23 protein-coding genes are annotated in these 22,891 nt (G+C 52.7%); 14 read left to right on the top strand and 9 right to left on the bottom strand.

Translation table 11 applies throughout. From position 1 onward, the window contains the following. The 7 genes from ACO1NT_RS12615 to ACO1NT_RS12585 form a co-directional block, all read left to right on the top strand. The coding region (locus tag ACO1NT_RS12615; protein WP_449048992.1) for a DUF1599 domain-containing protein at positions 1–423 on the top strand (423 nt) is incomplete at its 5' end. A 6-nt stretch (positions 424–429) separates the two neighbouring features. After that, a complete protein-coding gene (locus ACO1NT_RS12610; protein ID WP_449048991.1) occupies positions 430–1,623 on the top strand; it encodes a BT_3928 family protein in 1,194 nt (397 codons plus the stop codon). Continuing rightward, a complete protein-coding gene (locus ACO1NT_RS12605; protein ID WP_449048990.1) occupies positions 1,616–2,128 on the top strand; it encodes a shikimate kinase in 513 nt (170 codons plus the stop codon). The genes ACO1NT_RS12610 and ACO1NT_RS12605 overlap by 8 nt, the downstream gene beginning before the upstream one ends. A 58-nt stretch (positions 2,129–2,186) precedes the next feature. Then, on the top strand, positions 2,187–3,128 hold the full coding sequence (locus ACO1NT_RS12600) for a glycerophosphodiester phosphodiesterase family protein (protein WP_449048989.1): 942 nt from the start codon (positions 2,187–2,189) through the stop codon (positions 3,126–3,128). A gap of 7 nt (positions 3,129–3,135) precedes the next feature. Continuing rightward, positions 3,136–3,846 carry an ATP-binding cassette domain-containing protein gene (locus ACO1NT_RS12595; protein ID WP_449048988.1) on the top strand — a complete coding sequence of 237 codons (711 nt, stop codon included), beginning with the start codon at positions 3,136–3,138 and terminating at the stop codon, positions 3,844–3,846. 105 nt (positions 3,847–3,951) lie between these two features. Further along, positions 3,952–4,527 (top strand): hypothetical protein, encoded by a 576-nt coding sequence (locus tag ACO1NT_RS12590; protein ID WP_449048987.1) that lies wholly within the window; start codon positions 3,952–3,954, stop codon positions 4,525–4,527. 71 nt (positions 4,528–4,598) lie between these two features. Further along, the gene (locus ACO1NT_RS12585; RefSeq protein WP_449048985.1) at positions 4,599–5,735 is read left to right on the top strand and encodes a cysteine desulfurase family protein; all 1,137 of its coding nucleotides are present in this window, start codon (positions 4,599–4,601) and stop codon (positions 5,733–5,735) included. Between the two features lie 17 nt (positions 5,736–5,752). On the opposite strand, the gene ACO1NT_RS12580 is transcribed toward ACO1NT_RS12585, so the two are convergent. Beyond that, positions 5,753–6,091 carry a tetratricopeptide repeat protein gene (locus ACO1NT_RS12580; protein ID WP_449048984.1) on the bottom strand — a complete coding sequence of 113 codons (339 nt, stop codon included), beginning with the start codon at positions 6,089–6,091 and terminating at the stop codon, positions 5,753–5,755. A gap of 75 nt (positions 6,092–6,166) precedes the next feature. Between ACO1NT_RS12580 and ACO1NT_RS12575 the strand changes: the two genes are divergently transcribed. Continuing rightward, positions 6,167–7,108, top strand: a complete 942-nt coding sequence (locus tag ACO1NT_RS12575; protein WP_449048982.1) for a sugar phosphate isomerase/epimerase family protein — start codon at positions 6,167–6,169, stop codon at positions 7,106–7,108. A 14-nt stretch (positions 7,109–7,122) separates the two neighbouring features. Here ACO1NT_RS12575 and ACO1NT_RS12570 read toward each other — a convergent pair whose 3' ends face one another. After that, positions 7,123–7,464 (bottom strand): hypothetical protein, encoded by a 342-nt coding sequence (locus ACO1NT_RS12570; RefSeq protein WP_449048981.1) that lies wholly within the window; start codon positions 7,462–7,464, stop codon positions 7,123–7,125. 238 nt (positions 7,465–7,702) lie between these two features. Here ACO1NT_RS12570 and ACO1NT_RS12565 point away from each other — a divergent pair, with 238 nt between their 5' ends. The 4 genes from ACO1NT_RS12565 to ACO1NT_RS12550 all read left to right on the top strand — a co-directional run bounded on the left by ACO1NT_RS12565 (position 7,703) and on the right by ACO1NT_RS12550 (position 12,330). After that, entirely contained in the window at positions 7,703–9,286 is a 1,584-nt protein-coding gene (locus tag ACO1NT_RS12565) for an alanine/glycine:cation symporter family protein (RefSeq protein ID WP_449048980.1), read from the top strand. A 216-nt stretch (positions 9,287–9,502) separates the two neighbouring features. Further along, positions 9,503–10,333 (top strand): pyrroline-5-carboxylate reductase, encoded by an 831-nt coding sequence (gene proC, locus ACO1NT_RS12560; protein WP_449048979.1) that lies wholly within the window; start codon positions 9,503–9,505, stop codon positions 10,331–10,333. Next, positions 10,266–11,123, top strand: coding sequence for a glutamate 5-kinase (gene proB / locus ACO1NT_RS12555; protein ID WP_449048978.1), 858 nt, complete (start codon positions 10,266–10,268; stop codon positions 11,121–11,123). The genes proC and proB overlap by 68 nt, the downstream gene beginning before the upstream one ends. Then, the gene (locus tag ACO1NT_RS12550) at positions 11,047–12,330 is read left to right on the top strand and encodes a glutamate-5-semialdehyde dehydrogenase (RefSeq protein ID WP_449048977.1); all 1,284 of its coding nucleotides are present in this window, start codon (positions 11,047–11,049) and stop codon (positions 12,328–12,330) included. Before proB ends, ACO1NT_RS12550 begins: the two co-directional genes overlap by 77 nt. On the opposite strand, the gene ACO1NT_RS12545 is transcribed toward ACO1NT_RS12550, so the two are convergent. Beyond that, positions 12,323–13,246, bottom strand: a complete 924-nt coding sequence (locus tag ACO1NT_RS12545; RefSeq protein WP_449048976.1) for a DUF4412 domain-containing protein — start codon at positions 13,244–13,246, stop codon at positions 12,323–12,325. The two genes, ACO1NT_RS12550 and ACO1NT_RS12545, sit on opposite strands and share 8 nt — an antisense overlap. Positions 13,247–13,580: 334 nt before the next feature. Here ACO1NT_RS12545 and ACO1NT_RS12540 point away from each other — a divergent pair, with 334 nt between their 5' ends. Beyond that, entirely contained in the window at positions 13,581–14,090 is a 510-nt protein-coding gene (locus ACO1NT_RS12540) for a DUF1016 N-terminal domain-containing protein (protein ID WP_449048975.1), read from the top strand. Beyond that, positions 14,077–14,481 (top strand): PDDEXK nuclease domain-containing protein, encoded by a 405-nt coding sequence (locus tag ACO1NT_RS12535; RefSeq protein ID WP_449048974.1) that lies wholly within the window; start codon positions 14,077–14,079, stop codon positions 14,479–14,481. Before ACO1NT_RS12540 ends, ACO1NT_RS12535 begins: the two co-directional genes overlap by 14 nt. Before the next feature lie 192 nt (positions 14,482–14,673). On the opposite strand, the gene ACO1NT_RS12530 is transcribed toward ACO1NT_RS12535, so the two are convergent. The 6 genes from ACO1NT_RS12530 to ACO1NT_RS12505 form a co-directional block, all read right to left on the bottom strand. Next, on the bottom strand, positions 14,674–15,030 hold the full coding sequence (locus tag ACO1NT_RS12530; RefSeq protein WP_449048972.1) for a hypothetical protein: 357 nt from the start codon (positions 15,028–15,030) through the stop codon (positions 14,674–14,676). Between the two features lie 6 nt (positions 15,031–15,036). Then, positions 15,037–17,493, bottom strand: coding sequence for a penicillin acylase family protein (locus ACO1NT_RS12525; RefSeq protein ID WP_449048971.1), 2,457 nt, complete (start codon positions 17,491–17,493; stop codon positions 15,037–15,039). A gap of 157 nt (positions 17,494–17,650) precedes the next feature. After that, complete coding sequence (locus tag ACO1NT_RS12520; protein WP_449048970.1) at positions 17,651–19,624, bottom strand: c-type cytochrome; 1,974 nt, start codon at positions 19,622–19,624, stop codon at positions 17,651–17,653. Between the two features lie 9 nt (positions 19,625–19,633). Continuing rightward, complete coding sequence (locus ACO1NT_RS12515) at positions 19,634–20,980, bottom strand: family 16 glycoside hydrolase (RefSeq protein WP_449048969.1); 1,347 nt, start codon at positions 20,978–20,980, stop codon at positions 19,634–19,636. 173 nt (positions 20,981–21,153) lie between these two features. Then, the gene (locus tag ACO1NT_RS12510; RefSeq protein WP_449048967.1) at positions 21,154–21,771 is read right to left on the bottom strand and encodes an IMPACT family protein; all 618 of its coding nucleotides are present in this window, start codon (positions 21,769–21,771) and stop codon (positions 21,154–21,156) included. Beyond that, on the bottom strand, positions 21,768–22,631 hold the full coding sequence (locus tag ACO1NT_RS12505; protein WP_449048965.1) for an EamA/RhaT family transporter: 864 nt from the start codon (positions 22,629–22,631) through the stop codon (positions 21,768–21,770). The genes ACO1NT_RS12510 and ACO1NT_RS12505 overlap by 4 nt, the downstream gene beginning before the upstream one ends. Positions 22,632–22,891 lie beyond the last annotated feature (260 nt).

Below are 22,891 nucleotides of genomic sequence, written 5' to 3'. Positions count from 1 at the left end.
ATCAAGGCACAGCGTATCCGCACCCTAGAGGAAAAGAAAGTTTCCAAGGTAGGTGACGGGGTCATCGACGAATACGTCGGCATCGTAAATTATTGCGTCATCGGCATCCTTCAATTGCAACTCGGCACCAGCACCAATGAACAAATGCCTGCCGAAGCCGTGCAACAGCAATACGAACAAGCGGTTCGCGAAACCAAGGAACTGATGTTCGCAAAAAACCATGATTACGGCGAAGCGTGGCGCGAGATGCGGCTTACATCGCTTACCGACCTCATCCTCACAAAAATCTACCGCGTAAAGCAGATCGAAGACAACGATGGGCAAACCGTCGCATCCGAAGGTGTAAAGGCCAACTACCAGGATATGCTCAACTATGCCGTCTTTGCCCTGATCAAACTTGGCGTCGCAGACAGTAAATCCTAGACGATCATGTACACCACAACTACCCCATCCACACGTACCAACTACCTGCTCTTATTCGCTCGGCTATCCACTGGGCTGCTTTTCATTTTTTCAGGGCTGATCAAAGCCAACGACCCAACCGGGTTCGGTTATAAACTCGAAGAGTATTTCGTGGTATTCGGCACCCATTTCCTGAATGACTACGCCGTTACGATCGCTATTGCCATATGTGGGCTCGAGATCCTGCTCGGCGCATTGCTCTTGCTCGGCTTCTGGAAGCGGGCGGTGGCCTGGGGCCTCTTGTTATTGATTCTTTTTTTCACCTTCCTCACCTTCTATTCCGCTTTTTTCGAAGTAGTCACCTCCTGCGGCTGCTTCGGCGACGCCATCCCACTCACGCCCTGGCAATCGTTCGGCAAAGACCTGGTGCTACTGGCACTTATCCTGATTATCTTTTTCAACCGGGAGGCTATCCGTCCGCTTATTTCCAGCAAAAGTACGCAAGTGCTGCTCACCATTGTATTGGTCACCGCATCGGTTGGTATAGGTATATACACGGTCAATTACCTCCCATTCATCGACTTCTTGCCCTACAAAAAAGGCAATAACCTCCCTGCCCTCATGACGCTTCCCGAGGGAGAAGTCGGTGATCAGTACGACATCATCTATACCCTCCGTCATAAAACATCGGGTGAAGAAAAGCAGGTATCGGATAAAGTTTACCTAGCCGATGAACTCTGGAAAGATGAAAACTGGGAAATTATCGGTGACCCCGAGAGTAAGCTGGTCGAGAAGGGTTACCAAATACCTATCCCCGATCTGCTCATCAGCGATGCGAATGGCGAAGACGTCACCCCACAGCTCATCGAAAACCCTTATTATAATATCGTGGTGGTCGCATGGAACCTCGACCAGACCCATCTCGATGCCCTTCAACGCATCAATGAACTGGTTACGGAAGTCACCGAGGCCTATAACATCCGAGCCGTACTGCTCACTGCCAGCGGTACGCAGCAAGCCGAACAGGTCAGTCGCGAGTTAGGTTTACTCACCGAGATATTCTATGCCGACGCGGTGCCGCTCAAAAGTATGGTACGGGCCAACCCGGGTGTGCTGCTGCTCCGTAACGGGACGGTCATCGACAAATGGCATTACAACACCTTGCCCAGTTTCAACACATTAGACAATCGATATTTCAAAAAAGCCTATCAAGATGATTGATTCCAAACCCGTTTTCCTTATCGGTTTCATGGGAAGTGGCAAAACGACCTGGGGCCGTAAGCTCGCCCTCAAAACCGAGCGAACGTTTATCGATCTCGATGATGAGATCGTCAAAGAAGCGGGCATGCCTATACCTGAATACTTCTCGCAACGCGGCGAACATGCGTTCCGGACCCTGGAAAGCCGTGTACTCAAAAGCCTACCACTCGAAGAACCGGCGGTCGTAGCCACCGGCGGCGGCACGCCATGCTATTTCGACAACCTGGCCTGGATGAACAAGGCGGGCAAAACCATCTACCTCTGCATGCCACCGAAGGCATTATGGAGCAGGCTTATGCAAACCGATATTGCCGCACGCCCGGCGCTAGGTGGGCTCACTGGCAAGGCGTTGCTCGACGATATCACCGCCAAACTGGCTAGCCGCACGCCTTATTACCAACAGGCTACCCACATTGTCGATCAGCTTTCCATGCGATTGGACGACCTCATTAGCCTTTCGAAATGATTTTTCGAGGGTAAATCGTTACCTTTAACCGGTTATTCCATTTTTCAATGCTTACGTTATGATTCGTCGCCCGCTCCCGTTTCTGGCCCTCGCACTGCTTGTTCTCGCTTCCGCCTGTATACCCGGCAGTGTAGGCAATGGCGAATACCGAAACACGGCACATCACATCAAGCTGGGTGCCGTGGACGACCTATACCGTTTTCTGACGTATACCGAGAATCGCTACCCATTGGTCAGTGCGCACCGTGGAGGGCCGACCACGGGATTCCCCGAGAATGCGATTGAAACGTTCGAAAACAATTACCGCTACCAACCGCTCATCATCGAGTGCGATATACGGATGACCCGTGACTCGGTACTCGTATTGTTGCACGACGAAACCCTTGGCCGTACCACCACCGGCTCAGGTAAGGTGGCCGACTGGAACTTTCCGGACCTTAAGGAGCTCTACCTGAAAGATCCCGATGGGGAAACCACCGGCTATCGGATACCCACACTCGATGAGGCCCTCCGATGGGGTGTGGGCAAGGTCATCTTTACCCTCGATGTGAAACGGGGGGTACCCTATGGCATGGTGATCGATGCCATACAACGTAACCAAGCCCAAGCCTATAGTGTGATCATCACCTACAACGCAGGCCAGGCCGCGGCCGTACACCAATTGGCCCCCGATTTAATGATTTCAGCATCCATCCATTCCCGTGAGGACCTACTCAGGCTCAACGACCGCAGTATCCCCGACAACCGGCTCGTGGCATTCGTGGGAACCACCCCTGTAGACGCCTCGGTATATAACCTATTGCACGACCACGGTATCCTCTGTATATTGGGTACGATCGGCAACATTGACAGGCAAGCCGCCACGCGCGGCGATACCGTATATAGGCGCTTGGTGGAAAGTGGGGCTGACATCCTCGCAACAGACAGGCCACGTGAAGCCGGCAATGCACTGCATACTTACCGGAATGTCCATCAACTGACCTCCAACTTCATCCAATAACGCTACCATGTCCATCGTTGTAACCGACCTCCGCAAAGACTATGGCAATCAACCCGCACTGAAAGGCATTTCGTTCGAAGTGAAACCGGGCCGCGTGCTGGGGTTTCTCGGTCCCAACGGCGCGGGTAAAAGCACCACCATGAAGATCCTAGCCGGCAGTCTCCCCCCTACTTCGGGGCATGCTACGGTAGCTGGCATCGACATCCAACAGGATAGCCTGACCGCCCGCCGCCATACCGGTTACCTGCCCGAAGACAATCCCCTGTATGTGGATATGTATGTACGCGAAGCACTTGCGTTCATGGCCGGTTTGCACCACATCGCCAACCGCGACGCACGCATTGCGGAGGTCATCGGCCTCACCGGGCTCGCTGCTGAGCAGCACAAAAAAATACACCAATTGTCGAAAGGTTATCGGCAGCGTGTTGGGCTAGCCCAAGCTATGTTACACGATCCTGATATCCTCATCCTGGACGAGCCCACCGCCGGACTCGACCCCAACCAATTGCAGGATATCCGTACGCTGATCAGCAACCTCGGGCGCAAAAAAACGGTGCTACTGTCTACCCACATCATGCAGGAAGTGGAAGCCGTTTGTGACGACGTCGTCATTATCCACCAAGGGCAAATCGTCGCCGACTTCCCATTGGCCGAGCTGACCAGTAGGTACGCCAGCCCGAGCCTGGAAGCGCTGTTTATCCAGCTGACCACCAATTAGTTTAACCCACCTACATCCCTCGATAAACAATATGGCACGTTTTGTGTTATTCCTATAACAAGCAAAAACAATGTATCACAATTAGTTACATTTAAACGAAAAACCATGAAACGTGTATTTTTATTTTCAGCATTATTTTTAGCCGGCGTATTCGCGGTGAATGCACAGGATGTTAACAAGCCACAGACTTCGGCCAATGTGGGCATGACCCCCATCCAGAAAGGCAACTGGATTGTAGGTGGAAGCCTGGGGAGCCTCGGGTACAGTTTTGAAGGGGAAAGCTTCAGCTTAAGCGTCAACCCCCGCGCCGGGTACTTCATTTCAGACGGCGTGGCCTTAGGTTTAGGGTTGACGGGCTCCGTATATACCGCACCGGATGATGACGCCGTTTGGGGCTATGGTGTAGCACCCTTCGTACGCTATTACTTCCCCGAAGGTTCCAGCGCATCCGGTCGCTTCTTCGCACAGGGCGATGTCGGCATTGCGGGGAGCTCATTGGGTTCGGGCGCTACCCTGGCTTTGGGTGCCAACGTCGGTTATGCGCATTTCATTACCCAAAGTGTGGCCCTGGAGGCTACGTTGGGCTACAACTACAGCAAAGCGACGGTTTCGGGTGCCGAAAAGGCGAGCGGTCTTAACGTAGGCCTCGGCTTCCAGATTTATCTCCCCGGCCAGCGGTAAACCCATCACATTGACTCACATCACGAAAAAGCGTCGGATAATGTCCGATGCTTTTTTTATACCTTTGTCCCATGCAAGTATACATGGATAATGCCGCTACCACGCCGATGAACCCGGAGGTCATCGCAGCCATGGTGGCTACAATGGAACAAGATTACGGTAACCCGTCATCCATCCACGCACACGGAAGACGGGTGAAAACCATCGTTGAGAAAGCCCGGAAAACAGTGGCCGGACTCCTCAATGTATCGCCGGCGGAGATATTCTTCACTTCCGGCGGCACCGAGGCAGACAATACGGCCATCGCGCGAGGCATCATCGACCACGGCATCAGTCACGCCATCACCTCCCCCTTAGAGCACCATGCCGTGTTGCATACCCTTGAAGAGCTGGAGAAAACCGGCACCATCAAGCTTAGCCTGCTGGCCGTAGACCATAAGGGGAATGTAGACCTCGGTCAGCTGGAACAGCTGCTCAAAGACCATCCGCGCTCATTCGTATCGTTGATGCATGCCAACAACGAAATCGGCACCATTACGGACATCGAGTACGTTTCGGCCCTATGCAAGCAATACCAAGCCTTGTTCCATTCCGATACCGTGCAGACCATGGGCCATTACATACATGACCTGAACAAATTACAGATTGATTTCGTAACGGGTGCAGCCCACAAGTTCCACGGTCCGAAGGGGGTGGGCTTCCTATATGTAAACCACCACACAAAGATAAAGCCATTTATCTATGGCGGGGCACAGGAGCGCAACATGCGCGGCGGCACGGAAAACGTGTATGGCATCGTTGGGCTGGCCAAGGCACTCGAAATATGCTATGCGCAGATGGATGAGCACCAGCAATACATCCAAGGCCTCAAAGATTACATGATTGCCCAGCTTAAAACGCACATCCATGACGTACGGTTCAATGGCGAAACCACCCCCGAAAACAGTTTATATACGGTGCTTAACGTATCGTTTCCCTGCACCGACCTAGCCGATATGCTGCTGTTCAACTTGGATATTTCGGGTATATCCGCATCGGGGGGCAGTGCTTGCAGCTCCGGATCGGATATCGGATCGCATGTGCTCCGTGCTATCCAAGCCGACACCGAACGGCCCTGCGTACGTTTCTCCTTCTCCAAAAACAACACGCGGGAAGAGATCGACTTTGTGGTCGGCAAGCTACGCGAGCTCTGCTTGGAAAAGGCTTAGTCGTCCGCGGCCACGGGTCACCCGTCAACATCATCGCCATCGTCACCGGTAGCTAAATGGTAAGCTCCCTGTAATTCCGATAGTGCGTGCCTATCACGCTGGTTGCGGGCAGCCTGCATACCATTTTCATACGTCGTCAGGGCCTCCATTTTCCGGCCCAGGGCTTCATACAACTTACCAAGGTGGTAATAAGTGCCCACGTAGCCGGGATGGTCGTTCACCAAAGCTTCATAGTGCCGCAGCGCTTCTTCCGTATGTCCAAGCTTAAGGTATTCCGTGGCCAGGGCATAGGTCAGGAAAGCGTCGCCAGGGCTTTCCGCCAGAAAATCGATCAGCTGTTGTAACCGGTTGCTCATGCTGCAAACATAGCGATTTTACTCAGTTTTTATTCTTACCTTTAACCCGTTTACGAAACTTTCAAAGCAAGACCCATGGATCGCAGATCGTTTATCGCATTAGGAGCGGCTTCCGGCGCCCTGTTGGCCAGCCCAACTGTAAAAGCAACAGAACCCATCGCACAAAAGCAAAAGCGTTACCAAAAAGGCGTAAGCCCTTGGCCTATTTGCCTGGATACGGCCACGGTAAGACCCGCTTCCCTACGCGAAAAGGTAAAGATTGCGGCCAAGGCGGGTTTTGACGCTATCGAGCCGTGGGACGGTGAGCTGGCGGAGTTCGAAGCCGATGGCGGCAACCTGAAGGATCTGGGTAAGGAAATCAAAGACCTCGGGCTTTTTGTACCCAGTGTCATCGGCCTGTGGAATGCCCTGCCGCCAACGCCTGAGCTTTTTGAGAAATCGCTCACGGATACCCGTCGGCGCATGCGCATGGCGGCCGACATCGGATCCCAGCATATACAGACCATCCCGAACACCGTTGGCGACAACTACGACCAACGGTGGGTGGCCCAACGCTACCGCGACCTCATCGAGCTGGCGAAAAACGACTATGGGCTGCACGCGGCATTGGTCTTCGTCAAATATTTCCCCTTGAAAACGTTAGGTCAGGCGATGGGTGTGGCGTTGGACGCCAACCATCCCGACGCCATGGTGATCCCCGATACCTACCATATGCATATTTCAGAAGGGGGCTTCGAAGGATTGCCGCTCATCAGCGGGAAAAGTATCGCCATCTTCCAGTTTTCCGATGCTCCGGCCACTCCGGATTTAGCACAGTTGGACGACAGCCACCGGGTATATCCCGGAGACGGCATCCTGCCGTTGACCAAGGTGCTTCGCGACCTCAAGGCCATTGGCTTCGAAAAATGCGTTTCATTGGAATTGTACAACCCCGAATATTGGAAACAAGACTTACAGCAAGTTGCCGAAACGGGGTTGCACAAAACCCTCGCGGTAATCCACGAGGCAGGGGTATAACGCCGGCCTAGGGTTTAATTGTCACCGTCAAACGCGGAGCAATCCATGTCACTCCAGTCATCCATGGCTTGCTCCGCAGCTTCTCTAAGCTCCGGATATAGGTTGCAATTCCGGGCAGCCTTCAGATAATCCTCACCGGCTTTTTTATATTTCTGGCAATTGGCTGCGCTCATGTCTGCTGAAAACGCCTGCGCCGCCTTGGAAAAATCCTCACTCTTCTTTACGAGGTCATCGCACCCACCCAAACCAACCGGATTCGCCTTTTTACAGCCGCCCAAGGACGTGATAACCAAGGCAACCGATACCAAACCAAGTGTGAATGACCTACGCGGTAGGTTTTTGCTAAAGTAATTCATGATAAAATTATTTTTAAATAGTTAATATTCAATACGCTGTAAAAGTATACACCGCCTACCACGTACACAATACCCAAAATGGGGTATTTTGTGGCCTTCCAATTTTCACGGGAAATGTTTCGTTAATCCAGCGGTTCTTGTTATTTTGCGACCCGAACTTTTTCTCACTTAAAAAAATCCCCGATTTTTTATGTTTTTATTCAAGAAGACAACTTCTTTTTCCTTATTATTTTTTCCAGTGCTCTTCCTTCTATTATCACCCTTCCCCGTTTGGGCTGCCGGCATCGACCAGCAGATCGACGCCTGGTTTGCGCCTATCGCGGACTGGTGGGAACGGATTGTATTTTTCACCATTCCCTTCACCGAACAGATTTCAGTTCCCGTCGTATTGATTCTATTGGTATCGGGAGGGCTTTTCTTCACGATCTACTTCAAGTTCGTCAATATCCGTAAACTGCCGGTCGCGATTCGCGCGATACGGGGTAAACACGATGAGATAGAACAGCAGCCATCGGCCGACGGAAAGCCGGTCGCCGGCGAGCTTACGCATTTCCAGGCATTGACGGCTGCGCTTTCCGGTACGGTTGGACTGGGCAACATCGCGGGCGTTTCGGTGGCCATCGCTATCGGCGGGGCCGGCGCCACGTTCTGGATGATCGTTTCCGGCCTCCTCGGCATGAGCACGAAATTCGTGGAGTGCACATTGGGTGTGAAGTACCGCGATGTAGGCGAAGACGGCCAGACTTACGGCGGCCCCATGTATTACCTTTCCAAAGGACTAAAGGAATTGAAGGCTGGCCGATTGGGCAAAATATTGGCGGCTATATTTGCCGTGATGTGTGTGGGCGCTTCCTTGGGTGGTGGCAACGCTTTCCAGTCTAACCAAGCCGTTGCGCAGTTAACCAACACCATGGGCATTGAAGGCAGCTTTATCAAAACCCTCTTCGGAATCGGGCTGGCCGTATTGGTGGGCATCGTGATTATAGGTGGCATCAAGCGTATCGGGCAGATCACCGAAAAATTGGTCCCCTTCATGGGTATCGTTTACCTACTGGGCGCATTGGCAGTGGTTGGGATACACTACGAATACATCGGCGACGCCTTCCGCTTGATCGCCAGCCAGGCATTTTCGCCGGCTGCCGGCCTCGGTGGGTTTGTGGGCGTGTTGATTACCGGCTTTCGCCGGGCAAGCTTTTCAAACGAAGCCGGCATAGGCTCCGCTGCTATTGCCCACTCGGCCGTGCGTACCCAGTATCCGGCAAGCGAAGGACTGGTTGCGCTGCTGGAGCCTTTTGTGGATACAGTGGTGATCTGTACGCTAACCGCACTGACCATTATCTTCTTCAACAGCGAGGATATGTTCGTGTATGGGGTGACGGACGCGTTGGGCAACGTGTTACTTGGCGACGGCGAACGCGCCGTTGGCGGCGTTGAACTGACCAGCTTGGCATTCGAAAGTGTGATCCCCCATTTTTCCATCGTACTTACGGTGGCCGTATTCCTATTTGCTTTTTCGACGATGCTTTCATGGTCGTATTACGGCATCCAATCGTGGAAATACCTGTTCGGCCGCTCCAAATGGGCCGACCTGTCATACAAAGTGCTGTTCCTGGTATTTGTAGTCATCGGCGCTGCAGCCACCCTCGACTCGGTCGTCAAGTTTTCGGATGCGATGATCCTTGCCATGACCTTTCCCAATATCATCGGGTTGTTCCTGCTGGCACCGAAAGTAAAAGGCGAACTAAGGCGCTATCTTGGGGCCATCGGCGCGCATAAACCCAAAAACATAACGAACAAGGGTGACAATATTACAGGTGAATAGCCCCCTTGAAACACGACTGACACATTAACAGCACACGGAAGGTAATCATCCATTGAAGTTAGATAGCCGGGGTTATGCGACCCCGTTTATCTGGCCATGTTTGTACTTTTCCGGAGCTGGACTAACAATATGGCAAAAAGTGGCACGGCTGCATGAAGGTTGTTACATATAGGGTAAATAACTGAAATTTTAATCGAAATAAAAGAAAGAGGAAAAATGAACGTACTTGTAATTGGCGGCGGCAACATGGGAATGACGTATGCGGAAGCGATCGCTAAGTCCAATTTTTTAACATCCGGAAGTTTGATGATATTCGACAAAAGCCAAGAAAAACAGGCCGAATTACGGGCGAATGGCCTTTTCGATGTACATGAGTGCCTAGACACCTGCTTACCGGAAGCCGACGTGGTGTTGATTGCGGTCAAACCCGTGCACGCAGCGGCGCTGATGGATGAAATGAAACCGATGGTTTCTTCCGAGCAGCTATTTGTATCTATCATGGCCGGCGTAACGATCGACACCATCCAGCAGGGCGTCGGCACCAACAAAGTGGTTCGTGCCATGCCAAACTTACCCGCATTGGTTGGGTTGGGGATGACCTCGTTCACCGCATCAGCCCACGTCTCCCGCCTTGAGCTGGCAGCCATTGAACAACTGCTCGATACCACCGGGCGATCCATCGGCTTGACGTCCGAATCGGAAATCGACGCCTCCACGGGCATCTCCGGAAGTGGCCCGGCCTACATATTCTATTTCATGCAGGCGATGATGGATGCTGCATGGAAGATGGGCTTTAGCAAAGCGGATGCGCGCCTGTTGGTGGGGCAGACATTTGCCGGCGCGGTCGAGCTGTTCAATTCCTCGACGTTAAGCCCCGAAGACTGGATGGCCAAAGTGGCATCCAAGGGTGGCACCACCCGCGCGGCCCTCGACTCGATGGATGACAACAACGTCAACGCCCTCATCCAGGAAGCAGCCTATGCCGCATTCCACCGAGCGGAAGAACTGGGCAAACAAACCGAAGGGAAGGAGGCTACCCATGGATAACGGAACGCAAGCGGACAAACCTATACTGCGGGTGGTCATCAAGGTTGGCACCCATGTCATCACCAACAAGGATAATCGCATCACCGGGAAAATCCTCGCGAAGCTCGTCGACCAGATTGCCCACCTCTACGAACACGGCGTCCATGCCATATTGGTGTCGTCGGGCTCGGTCATTGCGGGTAAGGAAGTAATGGGCCATCGATTGAAGGCAACGGATAAAATAACCCGGCGACAGGTATTCTCGGCCATTGGCCAACCACGCATGATGCGGCACTATTACAACCTGTTCCACCATCACGGCATGCGCTGTGCCCAGGTGTTGGCTACGAAGCGCGACTTCGACCTAGGCAAACACCGCGACAACATGGTCAACTGCTATGAAGGTCTGCTGGCCGAGGGCGTCATCCCGATTGCCAACGAAGACGACGCCGTGTCGCTGTCGATGTCGACCTTTACCGACAACGACGAACTGGCGAGCTTGGTGGCCGAATTGATCAATGCCGATATGTTGATCCTGCTCACCGACACGGATGGGCTATTCAACGGCCACCCGGACGATGCAAGCAGCGAATTGATCCCCCACCTCCATGTAGACGAGCCCGTGGAACAATACATCCAGCAAACGGATAAAGGAGAAGCCAGCGGCCGCGGAGGCATGGCATCCAAACTGCGGGTAGCCAAACACACCGCGCGGCAAAATATCCCTACTTTTATTGCAAACGGAAAAAAGGACGATATCATTATCGACATCGTCTTCGGTAAAACAGCGGGAACGAAAGTTACACGCTAAACAAAAGACAATGGAATTACTGACAACGACACAAAAGAACAGCGTACTATCATCGATGGCCACCATCATCAATGATCGTCGCGATACCCTATTGAAAGCCAACCAGCAAGACCTCGACGCTTTTACGCGCGATGACCGGGCATTATACGACCGTCTCGTGGTGGATAGCGCCAAGGTCGATGGCATGATCGCCGCCATCCGGACGGTTGAAAGCCAACCCGACCCCATCGACAAGGTATTGTCGTCGGGCATACTCGACAACGGATTACGCATCGAAAACCGCACCGCACCCTTCGGCACCATCCTGATTATTTACGAATCGCGCCCCGACGTGACCATCGAAGCGGCGGTACTGGCATTCAAGGCGAATAACAAGATCCTATTGAAAGGCGGTAAAGAGGCGGTACACACCAATCGCGTGTTGGTAGACTGCTGGCACCGGGCGCTTAAGGAAAATGGACTCGCGCCCGACTGGATACAGCTGATCACGCTGGATCGTGAGGCGACACGCGAATTTCTGAAAAACCCCACCCAGCCGATCGACCTCATCGTTCCCCGGGGTGGTGAAAAACTGATCGGCTTTGTGAAAGAGCACGCCCAATGTGCCGTGTTGGTGAGCGGTCGGGGCAACAACTTCGCCTACATCGCTCCCGACGCGGATTGGGATAAGGTGCTGCCTGTGGTCGTCAATGCTAAAACCGACAAGATCAGTGCCTGCAACGCATTGGACAAGGTGTTGGTAGATGCGGCAACTCCCGGGTTACCTGAAAAGCTGAAACAACTGGGTGAGGCATTGCGTGCCAAGGCAACACAACTGTTTGCCGATGAAACGCTTCTACCGTTATTGGACGGTGCGGAACCCATCGTAGACGAATCGATGTGGTACGAAGAATTCCTGGCACCCAAAATATGTTTCGGGTCCGTTGATGGACTGGAACCGGCGATAGACAAAATCAACCGATACAGCGGGGGGCATTCCACCGTCATCCTGACCACCAACCTGAAAAAAGCAGCTATTTTCATGGAACAGGTGGACAGTGCCGCGGTATACCACAATGCATCCACGCGGTTTACCGACGGTGGGGCCATGGGCGTGGGTGCCGAATTGGCCATCAGTACCGACAAATTGCATCATCGCGGGCCACTTGGACTAGCACAACTGGTGACCAATAAATATTACGTATACGGCGACGGGCAAGTTAGATAGCAGATTGGTAATCTTTTTTGTGGATGGCCATCGATGCGGGTTTCAGCTCGGTGCAGACCATGCGGAAATGGTCGTCCTTCCCATTTTTGGGCGTATATTCCATTTCCATAAATAAAGCTTTGGCGCCGAAGTCCGGCAGGCCCTTGGGGGCGTTGTCTCCCTGAAACATGTCGCCAAACAAACCCACCGGGGCTTCATCGGTGACCCAGACTTTCGAAACCCCATCGCTGGTCTCCATCTGGAACCCTTTGCAAGGGTACCCGAGAATGGTCTTGCTTTCAATAGGCGTTACCACAACTTCTTCGCCCTCTTCGTCTTCCACCGCTATCTTGAAGTACTTATCCATCACGCCCTGGCCGCCGTTGAGGCGCATAGCGGTCTTTCGCTCACCGTCATCCATGAACATCACCATGGCCTCGTTTTCCATATCCATTACGGCAATATGGTTGCCGGCGCCTTCGATAAGGGCTTTGGTACCGAAATACGTCGCTTCCGGTTCCAACCAATACTGCATCGCGGTCTCCTCTTCCGTATTATCATTGATAATTTTCATCGTCATGCGGTAAGAGAAGGTATACGTGTCGGGCACATCTTCCATACTGCCACCGCCAAACATCGCGGCCAGCGCTGCCTCGCCCCTACCTGCCGCCACCTCATTTTCTTCCGCACCATCAGCCGCTTCAGACCTGTTCTTTTCCTCCGTTTCCCCTTTTTTCCCCTTTCTTTCGCCCGGCTCAAGTATTTTATCCAATGCTTGGTCGGTCTTCTTCTCTGTTTCACGTTCCGCCCGCCGTTCCACGGTACGTTCCGCAGCCTTTTCCACTTTCTTGCCCAATTTTTTTAAAAACTGCCCATTTACGGTGCCTACCCCACCCACGGCCATGGCTACGATCAATACAATTGCTCTATAATTCATAACATATCATTTACATAGTCGTTTCAGTGAATAAAGGTCACCATAAATAGGCCCCCACGCAATACACCAAATTAGGTATTTATAAGCGTCGTTTGCTGTTATCATAAATACCCCGCACATTGGTTAAAAAGAACCAACGTTTTGACGACCATACGCACCGGCCTACGCCGACCGACGGATAAAGATACTCAACGAGAAAGTTGGTAAGGATATGCAAAAGGTATCGCATAAATTTAAGGGGTTGGAACAGTCTTTTATTGCTCAACTTTGATAGTAGCGTCATTACATACATTTAGGAGTAATCAGAAGTAGCCGTATATTATAATTTGTATCTTTGTTAAATGTAGATGAATATTTAAGTATGCTTGTAAACCAATCCGTTATAACAGATATAAAAGCCATTATAGCCCAGTCGAAAGACAAGGCTATACGTGCCGTTGACCACCAGCGAACACTGATGTATTGGCATATTGGCAAACGTATTTTTGAAGAAGAGCAAGATGGAAAAGAACGTGCAGATTACGGAACGTTTCTTATCAAATATCTTTCAGAGCAACTGCAACCCGAGTTTGGAAGCGGTTTTTCTATAAGACAAATAAACCTTTACAGGCAGTTTTACCGCACATTTGAGAATGTGCATACACTGTATGCACAATTGAGTTGGAGTCAATACAAACTACTTTTAAGTGTTGATAGTCAGGATAAAAGAGAATTTTATATTGCTGAAACCATTGGAGTTTCTCGGATTGAAAAGAGAAGCATAAAGAGAAGCATCATACTACGAAAAAGACTTGGAAAGTGCCATTATCACACACTTACAGGAGTTCTTGTTGGAATTGGGTAATGGATTTTCCTTTGTCGCAAGACAGAAAAGAATACATATTGAGGGGGATGAATTTTTTGTGGACTTGGTATTTTACAATCGTATCTTACAATGCTTTGTCATTACTGAAATCAAAACCACTAAACTAACACATCAGGATATTGGGCAGTTACAAATGTATGTGAACTATTATGACCGAATAGAAAAACTGCCACACGAAAACCCGACCATTGGGATTTTGCTTTGTGCCAACAAAAATGATGCGGTAGTAAAATTCACATTGCCCGAAAATCAAAAACAGATTATCGCAAGCCAATACGAATTATATCTACCAACTGAACAGCAATTATTGGAAGAAGTAAATAAGGAGTTGGAGAGTTTTGAGGGGAAAGAAGAAGAAAACAATATTTAGATACGGTTTGGAGCAGCGATGCCTCGGCAACCGATAATGCCCTGGCCGTAGCGTATGCTGACGTGGGGGGCAACTTGGCTTACCCGAAAGGTATAAAAGTCTGGACGGCACAATACAACGGATGGACGACCTTCGACCTACCGTCGCTCTACGCAATCATTGGATGGATGGAGTGAACGGTTATGTTATCGCTTAGGTTGACAACTGCTTGATACGCAGTCCTGCCAACCCCGAAAACCCACTTACCAGGGCGGCCACCAAGGCGGAGGTGGCTATCATCAGCACGACCCCTGCCGGACCGGCCGCGAACGGTGCCCCGCTGGTGAAAATCCCCGCCACCTGCGCCGCGATGCTTGACCCCGTGCTAACGTGCAGATAAATGGAATATCCTGCCCATACTGCAGCGCCACCGCCCGCCGATATCCAGAAAGCACCCGAGGCTTGCCGAGCCAGCCACCAACACCCCACGAAACACACCGGGGCAATGGCCCACCATGGACCAAAAAACGAAAGCACCGCACCCACAATGATGATAAAAAGGAAAAGCATATCGATTTATTCTTTAGGTTTCAACCGTACATCCCGCTGCAGCTTCGGCGACTGCTCATCCACCGTTTTCATGAACAACAATGTATCCAACTCCCCATTGGCCCATCGATCGATCATGTTATCGTAATACACACTGCCGGGATTGCCCGACTGGCCCCCCGGATACAGCCCATACGCCACCGGCCATTCGCCGTCGAGTTGCACCACCATCCGCCACGAGGGACCATGGGTGCCTGACGTGGCGTTGACGATACCGTTGCCGCCGCCTGTGACAATCCCCGTGCGGCCGAACGATCTGAAATTAGGCACCAAATGCATGATGCGCGTGTTATTGACACGGCTCCACGCCCAAGCATCCGCAGACACCTCGCCGAACTGCTCGTGTAAACCACTTACGGTTTGCTGAAAGCTCTCGCAAATGATCGCATCCATGGTTTCCACCGTATCGACGGTCAGCACGTTGTCGAACCATTTTGCATCGGGCTCGTTATTGATGAGTGTATAGGTTCGGTCGAGATTGGGGTAGAGCAGCTGTTCATCGCGCGGAAACTCGTCGCCCCATATGGCAGCGAGCAACTTATCGAGCCACCGTTCGAAAATGGTGGCTCCCACGGCATCGGCATCGTTGCGGTAGTCCCACCGCTCGAGGATGTCGTACTCGGCCGACCGCCGGATCGAATCGTCCGTAGCCAGTGCGCGCAGCAGCCGCGGCAAAATACGCCGTGCATCCACGTTGAAATTATCGTTCTGCAGGTTGCGCAGGCTGTCAGGTGTGGCGGCGGTCATCGCTTCCAGACGTTCATTGATACGTAGCGCACGGCTGGGATGGGCAAACTGCCAATCGAGGTAATAGGGATAGGTCGTATCGGCAGGGAACTGGTTTGCCGAACTCACAAACCCACGGGCCGGATTTTTTACGGAAGGATTCTGCCCCCGTGGTATCCACCCTTGCCAGTCGTGCGCCGCCAGCGTTCCATCCAGCAGGTACTTCCCCTGCCCTTTCCATTTGAGCGGCAGCTTGCCGTTGGAAGTAATCGCAATGTCACCTTCATTGCTCGCAAAGACGAAATTCTGCGCCGGTGCGGTGAAATATGCCAACGCCGTCCGGTAATCGTCGTAATTTTTGGCGCGGTTCAGGTAATGGAACGTCAGCACGTCGGCCCCGTCGATCTCGTTGGTTACCCAGCGCATGGCGTAACCCGCCGGGACCCTGTGGGTGTACGCGCCCTCCGAGGGCTTGTGGTACACCACCGGCCCATGGTGGGTATAATAAAGGGTGTCTTGAAGCTTCGCACCCCCCTTCACGCGGAAAGTCTCCACATGCATCGTGGTGGGCTTCCATTTTCCATCGTGCCAATACTCGCCTAGCGTGCTATCCCGGAAACGGATACGGTAGAAATCCATCACGTCCGAACCGACGTTGGTAACGCCCCACGCCACATTTTTATTGAAACCGATGATGATGGCAGGTGTACCGGGCAGGGCTACGCCATACACGTTTACGTTGGGCGACGACAGTTGCATCTGGTACCAGATGGAAGGCAATGTGAGTTGGAGGTGGGGATCATTGGCCAATATGGGTAGGCCCGTGGCGGAACGACTACCCCCCACTGCCCAATTGTTGCTGCCGATTTCGGGTCTCGGCGCAGGTACGGAAAAAACCAACAGGTTGCTATCGGGGCGAACGGTTACCTCATCGGGCACCGGCGGAATGGCCAGCGGGTCGAAATCCCAGGTGGTTCCTTCGGGTACAATAGGCGACGCCATGGCAGGATAGTCCGGGAAGAGATTGGCCACGACCTCGGGTCCATATTTCGCCAATACCTGACTGATTCTGAAGTCGTTGCTGCCGCCGTTGAGCGTATTGCGCATGTTCATCAGCATGAGGATGGACTTGTAGGGCGACCAGGGCTCGGGGGCATAGTTCAATAGTTTATAGGCCACCGGGAAGTCTTTGTAATCAAGCTGCTCTATATAGGCGTTCACGCCGGCAGCATAGGCCTCCAGTATCCTGCTGGCCACCGTATCGGATGCCAATCGCCCGGAGATCGCAGCGGCCGTGCGGGCCATGCCCAGCCGCCTGTTGAAACGGTCATATTCGAGCGCTGCGCTACCCACCACTTCTGTAAGGCGGCCTGCGGCAACGAGGGTATAGAATTCCATTTGCCACAGGCGGTCGCGCGCAATCACATACCCTTGCGCAAAATACAAGTCCTCGTCGTTCTGGGCAAAGATGTGGGGCACGGCGTTATCGTCATACCGAACGATCACGTCTTCGGTAATACCCGATAGGATGATTTCCCCATCGGCGGCCCGGATATCCGCCTCGGCATTCTGGAAATAACCGTGGAACGGGCTGAGCAGCTTACCTAGCGGTGGCAGCACGCCCCAAGCATGATGGAATAGGTAAATAAGCGATAAGGCAATCAATAAAGGCCAAATGTGCCTAATGAATTTCATCATTATTTAGGTGTTGTTTCCTGAAGAAGGTTATCTAATCCATTCAAACTTAGCTAAATCATACTGAACATGCAAATACAATCCATGCCAAAAAAAAATCCAGCCGCTATACCATAGTGGCTGGATGTTGAGGCAAGCTTTTCAAACGAAGCCGGGTTGGCTAATTCGCCAACGAATTGATATAGGCAGCGATCTTGAGGGCGTCTGCCTTCGGCACGTGGGGCATCGGAGCCATCGGCGTAGCATAATCAGGCCAGTTTTGTGGTTGCGGATTGTAAATCAGCTCCACCATCTTCTCGTTCGTATACTTCCGCTTAGCGATGTCCGTAAACGGGGGGCCGACTTGCTTTTTATCTGGATTATGGCAAGCAATGCACGTGTATTTGGTGAGAAGCCCCTCTACTTCCTTGAACGTAGGCGCTTTGGCGATAGCTGTTTTCGCGGGCCGTGCTTTCGCGGCGGGGGCCGACTTGCCGGCCTGCTTCGCTACGGGTACAACCGGCTCCGCTACCGGCACGGGTATGGAGCTGTCTTTGGTACTGACCTCATCCATCGTTAGCTTCGTGCCCTGCGGTATGCTGTGCAAGGTATAATAAGCGGTGGGATGGATCAGTGAATAGAAGTTATCCTTTTCCCTGATGCCATCCAGTGTAATCGTATGGATGTAGTGCGCTTTCAGGCTGTCCACGATAATCCGTGCCCGCAGTCCATCGGCGGAAACCTTCACACCCTTTATCGGGTTCGATTGCACGTCTACCGGCGGACTGCCATAGACCGGATGGTATTTATACGTATAGCTTTCTACACGGTATGAGGCGATGTCATTGGCGGAAGCCGTATCCACCGGCAGCGTGAATGTGATTTCAAACCCGTCGGGCATCGCTTTCACCATCTGCATTTCAAAGGGGATCTTCCCGATCCATTCCAAACGTTCGAGTCCTTCGTTGGCATCGCCCGCAGAACCCCAACCGCGGTTGGTCTCACCGACGAACAACGAGCCGTCCGGCGCCCATTCCACGCGCAGCACGCCCGACCGGAATCCGCTACGGAACCCGATAGCGGCCCCCTGCAGTTCGCCGTTCACCTCCTCCAACATCACACGGGATAACATACTCATCCCCTGATCGCCCACCAGCACCTGTCCTGCAAAAGGACCGAACACGCCCTCTGGGATGACCGTCGGTTGCGATGAGGAGATGCCCAGGATGCCGTGGGGCAGCCATACGGCAGGCAGCCGGAACGCAGCAAATTCCTGCTGGGCATCAAAGGCCGTCTTATATTGCTCATTGATAATGTTCTCCGGCTTGATAAACCGACCCTGATCATTCTTGACACGGCGTTCATCCATTTTGGAGACGAATTGTTCGGTGGTCAGCTTAACCGGCGATCCCGGCAGGCTAGCCCACCGAAGCCCGGCGGGATGCCCCATGAAATCGCCCTTGTTTACCTGCCACAATCCACCTGACCCTATCCAGTCGCCTTGGTTTTCGGTATAGAACAGCTGTCCGTTGAGCAAGGCCGGTCCGGCAGGCGAGCGCATACCCGTAGCCCATGGGGTAAGCTTACCTTCTTCGGTAATATTCACCGCCCAACCGCGCCAAGGCACCCGGCTCTCGCCGCGCCACCACTCCTCATCGCCGAATGCCACGTTCCCGGTCACAAAAAACGACCCATCAGGGGCAATGATCGGGCCGAAAGAATATTCATGGTAATGACCGGACAGTGGCCACGCATACACCGTTTCATACACATCGGCCTTGCCGTCGTTGTTGGTGTCTACCAGCTTGGTTAGCTCACCGCGCTGGGCACAATACAGAGCCCCGTCTTTATATGCGAGGCCCAGGATTTCGTGCAGACCCGAGGCGAACTTACGGAAATAAGGGTTGCCGCCGGTGGGGTTTTCGATGATATAGACGTCGCCGCGCCGCGTGCTGACGCCCAGGTTGCCGTTGGGAAGCATGGTCAGGCCGCCCACTTCCAAAATAATGCCCTCGGGTGTACGTACTTTCCGAATTTGGAAGTAATCTTCCTCTTTGGGGCTCTCTTGGGCGAAAAGGCCAGGCACGATGGTCAGTACCAGTGCCATTATCGCGATCAGTTTTAGGTATGTTGTGTGTTTAATCGTAGTCGTCATGGTCAGGGGTTAAAAGATAATAGAATAACGGATCGCACGGGTTACCGGCACCAACAGTTCCTTGCCATCTTGCTGATCCCGGATAAAGGGCTTGCCCTTGCCCGATTCATCGACCTTGAGGTACCACGCGTTATCGCCAATCAGAAACACGCCCTTTCCTTGGTCGACGATGGTGGGTGCCATCGCCAGCCGCAGGTATAGGCCATCGGTATTGCCCGTGATCGTTAGGGTCCGGGTAAACCCCTCACCATTGGGCAAGGGACGGATCGCATCCTCCACCTGTTGATTATATATGCGATACCGGAATGTGGGGAGGTCCTGGGCATCCAACACATACCCATTGGGTTTGTAGCCTGTCCCTGCTGTATCCGTCGGCCACCGATCTTCTGTTCCTTCCAGCTTCCCTACGACAAGGTTTGGCACCCCGAAATGGATGGGACTCCCCAACACCCTTGATGTGCCATTTCCCCGGTTGTTCCACATGGGTGTGGCATCCAAGAAGCCACCCCGCCACACTTGGAAGAGGTTGCCCTTATCGAGGTCATATGTATAATGTACCTGTTCCGGATGCCCCACGGAAATCGCATGCACTACGCGCGGCCCATCGGGGATATCCATAAAGCTACGAAGCGTCGTGTTTACCTGCGCGGCAACGAGGATCGGATCAGCGCCGTTACGTTCCCGCCGATCGGTAAGCTCAGGCAGTTCATTGATCGTAAAATCCTTCAGCGCAACGGCCCCACGAGATACGGCAAAACGTACGGGCGCCTCCGCCTCTCCATTGGCCCTTTCGGGAGCCTGCAATTGCACATCCTCGTGGATAGTCACGCCATTGAGCGTCGCCCGAAGGAGCCGTGCTGGCGCGGTTTGGTGTCCTTGGCTATCAAAACGGGGCGCCCTGAATTGGATGTGCAGCCGCTGCCAAAGCCCCGGGGCCCGACCTACCTGCTGTCTTGGCGGATAGTCCGCTACCGCGCCATTGGTCAGGGCCGTAGGGGTAGCCACCCCTCGGCTATCGGCCAATGTAACGGGGTAAATACCATGCAAATACAATGTCGCTTCGGCCCCTTCCGCCAAAAGGTAGTCGAACGCGAGTTCGATATCGCCATAAGCCGATGCGGTTACCAAATCTTCCGGACGGCCTTTCCGTTCGGATGCATGGACTAAAACACCGTCGCCCGGCGACGTCGTGATGGTCTGTTGTTTGGACAATGGTACGGTAACCTTGCCCACGGACTCCCAGCCCTTGGTGGGCGTGGTAAAAACGTGCGTTTGCGCATTCGCTATCAAGCACGATAGCAATGTGGCTTGAGCAGTGAACGCAACTGATTTCGAAAAACTCTTACGTAAGATCATGAATCGGTTTGCTTTTGTTTTTGTATCTTAAAATTTGGGCGCTAAGATAAATCTTAATCTGTTATTCCGATGAAAACGATTTAGTTTTTGCCGATTTGTCCGTTGGCTGCTCCGCTTACGCCAAGGGAGCATGCTTCGTTAGGTCCGTATTTGATGGTGCGACGATCCGTAGGCTAGACGGTCTTTAGGAACACGATCCCAGTCCCATCCACCTTTCCGAGTTTTCCCAGCACCTGCTCCACTTGCGTTTGCCTGATTTCGAGCTCCACCACGCATTGGTTGTCGAATTCCTGCTTCAAGACGTTCAGGTCTTCTGCTTTGATGATACGCATCACCTCATTCAGCTGCTCATAGGCAACGGTGATGCGATATACGTCATTGACCGTCAGCTCCACGATTGCCGCGGCCGCCAGCGCATCCTGTGCCGCAGCTTTATAGGCGTGGATGAGGCCGGGTACACCTAGCAGTGTACCGCCGAAGTAGCGCACCACCACGATGAGCACATTGGTGATATCGGCTGAAAGCAAGCTATTGAGGATGGGCCGGCCGGCCGTGCCCGACGGCTCGCCATCGTCGTTGATGCGGAAAACGGAGCGATCGGGCGTGAGCCTGTATGCCCAACAATGGTGGCGGGCCTTGGGATGTTGCGCCTTCAATGCGGCCACCTTTTCTTTTACCGCTGCCTCGTCGCGCAAGGGGTACGCATAGGCGAGGAACTTACTGCCACGGTCCTTGAACTGTCCTTCCGAAGGTTTAGCGATGGTTTTATAACTATCTTCAAACAAACTCATAGATAAGCGATTATCAATACCGACGCCACAGCCAATAGTATACCGATTTTGTTGACGAATGAAAGCTTTTCACGGAAAAAAGCAATCCCTACGAGGGCACCGAGGGCAATTACGCCCACATTCATACCGGTGAAGACGATGGACGGGTTATCCGGCAGTGCCCGATGGGCTTTCATGTAAAAGAGGATGTTGGCGAAATTGAACCCACCCAATACCACCCCCCAGAAGATGGCATGTACGGAAAATCTCTTGTGTGCCACGGTGAGGTAATAGACCAGGAAGGCAAAGGCAACGACCATGGCCAGGCAGAAGACGACGAGCATCGACGTGGTGTACGGAATACCGGTATGCTGGGCGATCTGCTTAAACAGGATGTCGATGATACCGTAGCCGAAAAAGACGACCATCGGAAAAAGCCATGCCCCGTGGTTGCGCCCATATTGGTTTTTGCCTTTGTGCCAGCCGATGCTGCACAGGATACCGACCACACCCACGGCAACACCCGCAAGCTTGCCTGCCTGTGCCGACTCGTTGAACAGCCAAAAGGCGGCGATGAGCGCGATGAACAACGATAAGCGCTGGGCCACCTCGGTACGGACGATGCCGGCATAGCGGATGGAGGCGCTGAGGGCGAAAAAGATGCCCGGCAGCAGCACCGCCAGCGCACCGTATAAAACCCACGGGGCCCCGTCCAGTACGGTGGGCGCCCACTCCGGCCGGAGGAAAAACCATGTGCAGCCTACCGCCACCGGGTAGTTCCACACGATCAGCTGCTTGGTATCCACCGCATAACGGCGCGCCAGCTTCAGGATAACGGAAACAGTGATACTACAGAAGACGCTAAACAATACGTATACCATGAGCTTGATCTGACGCCGGCTAAGTTAAAAATACTTTCCAAAGCAACCTATGTTGATTAACAAAGAACCTTTGTTGTATAACAACGAGCCTATGTTGATTAACAAAGAACCTTTGTTGTATAACAACGAGCCTATGTTGATTAACAACGAGCCTATGTTGATTAACAAAGAACCTTCGTTGTATAACAACGAGCCTATGTTGATTAACAAAGAACCTTCGTTGTATAACAACGAGCCTATGTTGATTAACAAAGAACCTT

The organism is Parapedobacter sp., assembly GCF_053550995.1.
Note: the sequence above shows the minus strand (reverse complement) of the source record. Positions and strands in the feature narration are given on the sequence as shown.